We start from the raw sequence: 6,788 nt of genomic DNA on the forward strand, positions 1-6,788 counted from the left end.
CCGGCGGGCGCGCTCCGGGATCAGCGCTCCTCGCGGTACAGCACGTGAGCGCGCTCCACGGGGTCGTACTTGCGCAGCACCAGGCGGTCGGGGTCGTTCCTGCGGTTCTTGCGGGTCACGTACGTGTGGCCGCTCCCCGCGGTCGACCGCAGCTTCACGACCGGCCGGACATCGTTTCGTGCCATCGTCGAACCTCCTCTTCAGAACGACACCGATAACCATCCCCACCCTCTGATTAATCCCGCGGCTCACAGGTGCCGGCGGATCGCCGTCGCCAGCCCGTCCCGCCGCGCCTCGTCCAGATCGTCCTCCGGCGGCCGTCCGAGCAGCGCGAACACACGCGGGCCGCGCAGGTCGGCGGGCAGATCGTCGGCGCGCGGGACGATATGGAAGTGCACGTGCGCGAACCCTTCGGCCTCGGCGAACTGCGCGATGTAGGTCTTGCCGCACCCGGTGACCGCATGCAGCGCCCGCGACAGCCGCACCTGCCAGGCCCCCAGCGCGGCGGCCTCCGCGTCGCTCAGTTCGGCGACGGCAGTGACGTGACGGCGCGGCATGAGAACAAGCCAGCCGGGCGTCCCGGTACCGAAGGCGTGCGCCACCCGCCAGTGCTCGTCGAACGCGACGACCTCGCGGAGCGGCAGCCCGTCCATACGGGCGTTGTGATCGCACACGAGGCAGTGCTCGGTCATGTGCCGATGCTACGAACGCCCCCGCCGCAGCCCCGCCGCAGCCCCGCCGCGCTCACCAGGGGACGGGGCCCTGCTCGCGGAAGAATCCGCCGGTGGGGCCGTCCGCGGGCAGGGTGGCGAGGTCCACGATGATCCGGGAGCCCTCCTCGACGGTCCGGGTGCCGCGGTGCGCGCTCATGTCCGTCGCGACGTACCCCGGCGTCGCCGAGTTGATCTTGATGTGCGCGAGGCCGGGGTCGGCGGCGAACGCCGCGGCGTACTGGACGGTCAGCATGTTCAGCGCCGCCTTGGAACTGGAGTAGGCGAGCCGCAGGTGGGCGTCGCCGCCGAAGTCCGCGCCGCCGCCGGTCAGGGTGAGGGACGCCGTCGTGCTGGACACGTTCACCACCCGCGGGGCCTCCGACCGGCGCAGCAGCGGGAGCATCGCGTTCAGGACGGTGACGGCGCCGAAGACGTTGACCTCGTAGGCGCGGCGCATGTCGGCGGCGGTCATCTCGGTCGCGAGCGCCTCGACCATGAGCCCGGCGTTGTTGACGAGGACGTCGAGGCGTCCGTGCTCGTCCTCGATCCGGGCCGCGGCGGCCGCGACGCACGGCGGGTCGGCGACGTCGAGCCGCAGCGGCCGCACGTCGCCGTCGGGCGCGAGGTCCCGCGCGGCCTCACCGCCCCGGGCGGGGTCCCGGCTGCCGAGCAGGACGGTCATCCCCCGCCGCGCCAGCCGCCGCGCGGTCTCCTTGCCCAGTCCCCTGTTCGCCCCGGTCACGAGCGCGGTCGTCCCCATGGCGTCCTCCTTCGCGTTACAGCCTGTATCTCAATATACAACCTGTATCATCGGGTCCATGGAGCGAGCAGCCGGGGTCGAGCGGACCCGCCGCGCCATCGTCGGCGCCGCGCGGCGGCACCTCGTCGAGGCCGGGTACCACGGCCTGAGCATGGAGCGGGTCGCCGCCGAGGCCGGGGTCACCCGCGTGACCGTCTACCGCCGGTTCGGCTCCAAGCCCGGCCTGCTGGAGGCGGTCGCCGACGACCTCGCGGGCCGCTCCGAGGTCGTCCCGCACCTGAAGGAGGCGCTCGACCGGCCCGCCGCGCGGGACGCGTTCCGCGGGACCGTGGCCGGGATCTGCCGGTTCTGGGGCACCGATCCCGATCTGCTGCGCCGGCTGGTGAGCCTCGCGGAGGTGGATCCGGAGGTCCGCGACGTCATCGCCGGGCGCGAACGCTGGCGGCTGGCGCAGGTGACCGCCGCGGTCGAGCGCCTGGACGGCGAGGGACGCCTGCGCCCGCCGTTCGGGGTGCGGGAGGCGAGCGCGGCGGCCGCCGCGGTGACGTCCTTCCCGTCCTGCGACGCGATGGCCGCCGACCTGGGCCGTCCCCACGCCGAGCTGCCGGGGCTGCTGCTCCCGCTGCTCGCGTCCATCGCCGACCTGGGGTGACGGGGCGACACCGCCCGGCGTTCTCGGCGCGTTCATCCGCCGGTCGGACCCGGCTCCTACGGTGAGCCGGTGACCAAGATCGACAAGTTCTCCCCGTCCCGGCGGACGGTCCTGGCCGGTGCGCTCGGCGCCGCCGCCCTCGGCGCGTCCGCCGCTCCCGCCCGCGCCTCGTCCCGCCCCGGCCCTCGCGGCCTCCGCGTGCTGGTCGCGACCAACGAGCCGTGGGGCACCTACCACGTCTCCCCGCTGCTCCGCGAGGCCGCGGCGCGGGGCGTGCAGGTGACCCAGCTCGTCCCGGACCCGTCCCGGATCGCGCCCGGCGACCCGGTGCCGGTCGCCACGCCGGACACCGCGCCGCGCGCCGACCTGCTGGTCGTCACCGGCGCGGGCGACTGGCCGCTGGAGTGCGCCGCGCGGTTCCGGCACCTGCCCCTCGCGGCGAGTTCGCTGGCCTACCTCGGCCCGGACGAGGCGGCGGGCGCGGGGCGGCTGCGCCCGCGGCTGCGGACCGTCACCTCATCGTCGAACGCCGAGGCCCGGTCGTTCGCGAGCTACCTCGGCACCCGCCGCCGCGTCCGCGTCGTCGGGTCACCGCAGACCGACGACCTGCCGCGCCGCGCACCGGAGAACGGCCTGGTGCTGGTCGTCACGAGCGTCACCCACCCGGACGGGACGGGCGGCGCCGCGCCCGGCACCGAACTGCTGCTCGCGTCGGCGGCGCGGCTGAAGGACGCCGGGAAGCGCGTCCTCGTCGGCCTGCACCCGCGCGAGGACCCGGAGCTGTGGCGGCAGTACGAGATCAGCGCGGTGCCGACGCTCCAGGCGTCCGCGCGGGCGGAGGCGGCGATCGGGATCCCCGGCACGGTGTTCCCGCTGATCGCGGCGGTCGGGACGCCGCTCGTCGGATGCACCGATCCGGCGCTGGACGTGCCCGGCTACCTGCTGTCGGTGTGCTCGTCCACGATCGGGGACGCGGCGGACGCGGTCGCCGCCGTGTCCGGCGCGCACCTGCCGGACGCGTCCGTGCTCGCCGACGCGGTCGGGCCGGTCGGCGGGTCGGCGGCGCGGCTGCTGGAGGCGTGGCGCCGGACTCCCGGCGTCCACCCGCGCTGATCCCGCGCGCACACGAGCGCACACGCGGGGAAAGCACGACGGGCATCCCGTCCGGATCGGGATGCCCATCATGTGGTGGGGCGGTGGGCGGACCGGGCCGTCATTGGTCCGGGTCAAGGTTCCGTCCGCGCCCGCGTTCTGTGTCAAGCAGGGGGTTAAGTGCCGGCGACCACTTCCTTCTCGGTTTCGGGGACGGGGGTGACGGGCTGGTGGCGGCGCGGGGTCATGCCGAGGGCCGCGGCCGCGGCGACGACCATGAACGCGCCCACCATCAGCCAGGCGTGCACGTAGGCGCGGTGAGCGTCCACGTAGCCGTGGGGAGAGCCGAGGACGGCGACGGCGAGGCTGACGCCGAGGACGCTGCCGATCTGCCGGCTCATGTTGACGACGGCGCTTCCCGTCGCGAACCGGTGGTCGGGCAGGTCCGCGGCGGCGGCGGACAGGATGGTGGGGAGCGCGAGGCCGACGCCGACGCCGCCGACGAGCCAGCCGGGCAGCATCTCGGAGGCGTAGGCGGGCGTGGCGTCGAGCGAGGCCGCCACCATGACGACGCCGAACGCGCAGAGCATGCAGCCGACGGCGGTGATCAGGCCGACGGGGACGCGCCGCGCGGCCATCTTCCCGGCGATCAGCGCCATGACCGGGACCATCAGCGGTCCGGGCGCGACGCCGAGGCCGGTGCGCACCGGCGAGTAGTGCCACACCTGCTGCATCCAGAGGACGCCGAGCAGCAGTTCGGCGGCGAACGCGACGGTGAAGAGCAGGACCGCGGCGTTCGACCAGGCGAAGGTGCGGACGGACAGCAGCGCGGGCTCGATCACGGGCGCCGGGTGCCGCCGGGAGCGTCCCCAGAAGAAGGCGAGGGCGATCACCGAGGTGCCCACCACGATCGCGGTGCGCTGCCCCGGCCAGTCGTTGATCTTCACCAGGCCGAGCGCGAGCAGGGCGATCGCGCCGGTCAGCACGGCGGCGCCGGGCAGGTCGGGGACGCGGGCCGAGGCGCCGTCGCGGCTGTCGGGCACGAACCGCAGCGCCAGGGCGGTCGCGAGGAGCCCGATCGGCACGTTCACCTCGAACACCCAGCGCCAGGACGAGTCGACCAGGACCCCGCCGACGGCGGGCCCGGCGGCGGCGGCGAGCGCGGACGCCGACGACCAGATGCGGACGGCGCCGGCGCGGCGTCCGGGCGGGAACACCGACAGCAGCAGGCCGAGGCTGGTGGGGATGAGCGCGGCGGCGCCGGCGGCCTGGACGACGCGGAACGCGACGAGCCACCACAGCGAGGGCGCGAGGGCGCAGGCCTGGGAGGCAAGGGTGAAGACGGTGAGACCGAGGACGAGGCCGGCCTTGCGGCCGTAGCGGTCGGCGAGCCGGCCGAGCGGGACGAGCAGCGCCGCGAACACGATCGCGTAGCCGTTGAGCACCCAGGACAGGTCGGCCAGGGACGTCCCGGCGAAGTCGCGGCCGATGTCGTCGAACGCGACGTTGACGATGAACAGGTCGAGGCCCGCCATGAAGGAGGCGACGGACAGCACCGCGAGCGACGTCCCCGGGCGCACCTGACTTTGTTTCACCATAGTCAGGGACGCTAACCCGGCCACCTGACTTTGGTCAAGCGAAGTCAGCAGGTTTATAGTGGTTGCCGTGACGATCGCACTTGAGGGGCATTTCGCCGACCGCGACACCTGGTCGATGCAGAACTGCCCGGTCGCGCGGACGCTCGCCGCGCTCGGCCCGCCGTCGGCGGTGCTGGTGCTCAGCGAGGCGTACTTCGGGACGAACCGGTTCGGCGACTTCGTGAAGAACCTCGAGATGACCGAGTCCGCCGTCACCGCCCGCCTCCGCCACCTGGTGAAGGCGGGGCTGCTCGTCCGCGAGCCCTACCAGGAGCCCGGGCAGCGCACCCGCTACGAGTACCACCTGACCAAGATGGGGCTGGACCTCGCGCCGACGCTGGTCAGCCTCATGGAGTGGGGCGAGACGTACCTGCCCGGCGAGGAGGGGCGGCAGGTCGCGCTCCGGCACGCCGGCTGCGGCGAGGCCGTGACCGCCCAGGTCCGCTGCGCGGACGGGCACGACGTCGCCGTGGACGAGATCGTGATGGGGTCGCCGTTGCCCCAGGCCGACGGCGAATCCGCCTGACCGCGGCGGCGGACCCGCCCGGCCCCTTCCGGCGCCGGGAGCGGATCCGCCGCCTCCCGGCGGGCTAGCCCTCCGCGCGGGCCGGGGCGGGCCAGGGCCGGGGCCCCGGCTCGGACGGAGGCCGGGAGGCCGCCGCGCCCGCGATCCGCAGCGCGTGCTCCACCAGCGCGACCAGCACCTCCTTCGCCGACCCGTTCCGCCGCGCGTCGCACAGCAGCACGGGCACGTGCGGGTCGATGTCCAGCGCCGTGCGGATCTCCGGCGGCTCGTAGCGGTCGGCGTCGTCGAAGCAGTTGACCGCCACCACGAACGGCGTGCCCTTCTGCTCGAAGTAGTCGATGGACGCGAAGCTCGCCATCAGCCGCCGCGTGTCGGCCAGCACGACCGCGCCGAGCGCGCCGCGCGACAGCTCGTTCCACATGAACCAGAACCGCTCCTGCCCGGGCGTGCCGAACAGGTAGATCGCGACGCCGTCGCGCAGCGTGATGCGGCCGAAGTCCATCGCCACGGTCGTGGTCGTCTTGGCGGCGACGCCGTCCAGGTCGTCCACGGCGGCGCCGAGGTCGGTGAGCGCCTCCTCGGTGCGCAGCGGCCGGATCTCGCTGACCGCGCCGACCAGGGTCGTCTTGCCGACCCCGAACCCGCCGGCGACCAGGATCTTCAGCGCGACCCGCGGCCCGTCGAGCCGCTCGTCGTGCTCGCCGGGCGGGAGGTGGTCGGGCGGGGGATCAGAGCGCGCGGAGTTCATCGAGCACCCTCCTGAGCAGGTTCGGGTCGTTGTGCGGCTGGACGGACGGAGTGGCGGGGGCCCAGCGCTGGACGCTCACCAGGCCGGAGTCGACCAGGTCGCCGGCCAGCACCCGGATCACGCCGAACGGCAGGTCCAGGTCGGAGGCCAGGTCGGCCAGGGCGTGCGGGCGGCGGCACAGCGCGAGCAGCCGGCGCTGGTGCCGCGAGAGGCGGCCGGGCTCGGCGGGCGCCCGGCCGGTCGCGACGAGGATCGCCACGATGTCGAGCGGCTCGCCGCGCGGCCGGGTCCGGCCGCGGGTCACCGCGTAGGGGCGGACGATCGGCCCGGCGGCCGCGGCGATCCACCGCTCCCGCGCGGGAGCGAACGGACCGCCGCTGCCGCCGGGCTCGCCGGGACCACCCGGCTCGCCGTAGCCGGCGGGGTCCCCGTATCCGGCGGGGTCGCCGAAACCGCCGGGGTCGCCGGGGCCGGGCGGGGGCCCGCCGGAGGCGCCCGGAACACCGGACAGGCCCGGCGTACCGGACAACCCGGGACCGCCGGACACGTGCGGACGGCCGGGGGCGCCCGGACCGCCGGGAGCACCGGGCCCGCCGGGACCCGGGGGTCCGCCGGGCCCGCGAGCACCCCCGCCCGCGGGAGCCCCGGGGCCGCCGGGCG

The 6,788-nt window shown here is 75.1% G+C and carries 9 protein-coding genes; 3 read left to right on the plus strand and 6 right to left on the minus strand.

The genetic code is table 11. The features are described from left to right. Positions 1-20: 20 nt before the first annotated feature. From rpmG to ABZ914_RS43665, 3 genes are all read right to left on the minus strand, one after another. Positions 21-185: a 50S ribosomal protein L33 gene (gene rpmG / locus ABZ914_RS43655; protein WP_190854668.1), complete on the minus strand. Its 165-nt coding sequence runs from the start codon at positions 183-185 to the stop codon at positions 21-23. A 63-nt stretch (positions 186-248) separates the two neighbouring features. After that, complete coding sequence (locus ABZ914_RS43660) at positions 249-692, minus strand: HIT family protein (protein ID WP_500200631.1); 444 nt, start codon at positions 690-692, stop codon at positions 249-251. Positions 693-744: 52 nt separating this feature from the next. Then, a complete protein-coding gene (locus tag ABZ914_RS43665) occupies positions 745-1,473 on the minus strand; it encodes an SDR family oxidoreductase (protein WP_500200632.1) in 729 nt (242 codons plus the stop codon). Between the two features lie 58 nt (positions 1,474-1,531). Between ABZ914_RS43665 and ABZ914_RS43670 the strand changes: the two genes are divergently transcribed. Both ABZ914_RS43670 and ABZ914_RS43675 read left to right on the plus strand, forming a co-directional pair. Beyond that, complete coding sequence (locus tag ABZ914_RS43670) at positions 1,532-2,125, plus strand: TetR/AcrR family transcriptional regulator (RefSeq protein WP_500200633.1); 594 nt, start codon at positions 1,532-1,534, stop codon at positions 2,123-2,125. Between the two features lie 69 nt (positions 2,126-2,194). Beyond that, a complete protein-coding gene (locus ABZ914_RS43675) occupies positions 2,195-3,238 on the plus strand; it encodes a hypothetical protein (protein ID WP_500200634.1) in 1,044 nt (347 codons plus the stop codon). A gap of 155 nt (positions 3,239-3,393) precedes the next feature. Here ABZ914_RS43675 and ABZ914_RS43680 read toward each other — a convergent pair whose 3' ends face one another. Continuing rightward, positions 3,394-4,815: an MFS transporter gene (locus ABZ914_RS43680; RefSeq protein ID WP_500200635.1), complete on the minus strand. Its 1,422-nt coding sequence runs from the start codon at positions 4,813-4,815 to the stop codon at positions 3,394-3,396. A 67-nt stretch (positions 4,816-4,882) separates the two neighbouring features. Here ABZ914_RS43680 and ABZ914_RS43685 point away from each other — a divergent pair, with 67 nt between their 5' ends. Next, a complete protein-coding gene (locus ABZ914_RS43685; RefSeq protein ID WP_500200636.1) occupies positions 4,883-5,380 on the plus strand; it encodes a winged helix-turn-helix transcriptional regulator in 498 nt (165 codons plus the stop codon). Between the two features lie 64 nt (positions 5,381-5,444). Here ABZ914_RS43685 and ABZ914_RS43690 read toward each other — a convergent pair whose 3' ends face one another. Next, the gene (locus ABZ914_RS43690; protein ID WP_190854681.1) at positions 5,445-6,128 is read right to left on the minus strand and encodes a GTP-binding protein; all 684 of its coding nucleotides are present in this window, start codon (positions 6,126-6,128) and stop codon (positions 5,445-5,447) included. Next, positions 6,109-6,657 (minus strand): DUF742 domain-containing protein, encoded by a 549-nt coding sequence (locus ABZ914_RS43695; RefSeq protein WP_500200637.1) that lies wholly within the window; start codon positions 6,655-6,657, stop codon positions 6,109-6,111. The genes ABZ914_RS43690 and ABZ914_RS43695 overlap by 20 nt, the downstream gene beginning before the upstream one ends. Between the last annotated feature and the right edge of the window lie 131 nt (positions 6,658-6,788).

This window comes from Spirillospora sp. NPDC046719, from assembly GCF_040645715.1.
GTDB lineage: Bacteria > Actinomycetota > Actinomycetes > Streptosporangiales > Streptosporangiaceae > Spirillospora.